Below are 1,363 nucleotides of genomic sequence, written 5' to 3'. Positions count from 1 at the left end.
ACCAAGGCCGACCGCCGCCGCGAAGCAGCCCAGCGCCGCGCCGCGCTCGAACCGCTGGCGAAAGAAATCCGCGCCACCGAGGCGCTGATGGACCGCATCCGCAAGCGCATCGACCTGATCGAGGACGAACTCGCCAATCCCGCGATCTACGAGAAGGATCCCTCGACCGCGACGCGGCTGGCCAAGGAGCGCTCGCAACTCGCCGCCACGCTCGCCACCAACGAGGACAAATGGCTGACGATGTCGGCCGAATATGAGGAAGGCATCGCGGAGTAGGGGAGAAGGCGAGGCGCCTTCTACCCGGCCAACCTCACCTCGACCGCTTGCGCCCGCGCCAGGCATCGCTCCCGGTCGCGCGGGCGGCCTAGCTCGGCGTAGCGCGCGGCCGCTTCGCGCAGCAGTGCCGATGCCTGGTCGCTTTCGCCCCGCGCCTGGCGATGCACGCCGCGCGCTTCCCAGACGGCGGCGACCCACGGTCCGCCCTGCCACATGCCGGCCAGCCGCTCGGCCTCGTCGATCCGCCGGCCCGCCTGGTCGAGTTCGCCGGCCTCGGCCAGAGCGATCGAGGACGCGACGCGGAAACCCATCGAGCAGGGCTGGCAGGTGCATTTTTCGGCGAGCCGGCGATCGCCTTGCCGGATCGCCTCCATCGCCTGCGATTGCGTCGCCGCCGCCTCGACCGCCAGCGCCTGGAAGCGGATCAGCAGATGCGGGGCGAGCCATGTCGATTCGGCAAGGCGCAAGCCCTTCTGCAGGAGCCGGCCGGCGCGCCATTTCTGGCCGCGCGCCATCGCGATTTCGCCGAGTCGATGCAGCGCCAGCGCCTCGCCGAAAGGGGCGCGCGCTGCAGCGCTGAGCTGGGCTGCGCTGGTCAACAGCTCCTCGGCTGCCCTGAGCCGCCCCGAGAACAGCTCCGCCTCGCCGAGGATCAGCGAGGCAAGCACGCGGCCGGGAACCGATCCGGCGGCCTCGGCGATGCCCAAAAGCTCGCGCGCCGCCTTTGCCATGTGTTCATGGCCGCCGGCCCGGTAGAGGCAGAATTCCGCCAGGCACAGATGGCCGTCGAAGACATTGGAGGCAACACTTGGCGCGCCGCGAACCCAGTCGACGAATTCGGACTGGAAAAGCTCCTGCCATTGGCCTTGCATGTGCGCCGCGAGCCCGATCAGCGCGCTGGCCTCGCCGACCTCGCGCCCGAGTGCGGCCGCGATCGCCAGCGTACGGGCTTCCGTGCCCTTTCGCCCGGCATCGCCGAAGTCGCCGCTGTTGAGCTGGATGATGCCCCAGGCCAAAAGCCCGCGCACCCGCTCGGCGATGCGCAGCCGACCGGGATCGCCGAGCGCCAGCGCCTTCTCGTAGATGG

General features: G+C 70.4%; 2 pseudogenes. One reads left to right on the top strand and one right to left on the bottom strand.

Annotated features, from left to right (window positions below):
* A pseudogene (locus EOA33_RS35925) lies at positions 1 to 276 on the top strand (ABC transporter ATP-binding protein); the annotation flags it as partial.
* A 20-nt stretch (positions 277 to 296) separates the two neighbouring features.
* On the opposite strand, the pseudogene EOA33_RS39540 reads toward EOA33_RS35925, so the two are convergent.
* Positions 297 to 1,363, bottom strand: a pseudogene (locus EOA33_RS39540) (hypothetical protein); the annotation flags it as partial.

This window comes from Mesorhizobium sp. M4A.F.Ca.ET.050.02.1.1, assembly GCF_003997725.1.
Classification (GTDB): domain Bacteria; phylum Pseudomonadota; class Alphaproteobacteria; order Rhizobiales; family Rhizobiaceae; genus Mesorhizobium.
The sequence above is the reverse complement of the archived record's forward strand: the minus strand, read 5'-3'. Positions and strand labels throughout refer to the sequence as shown.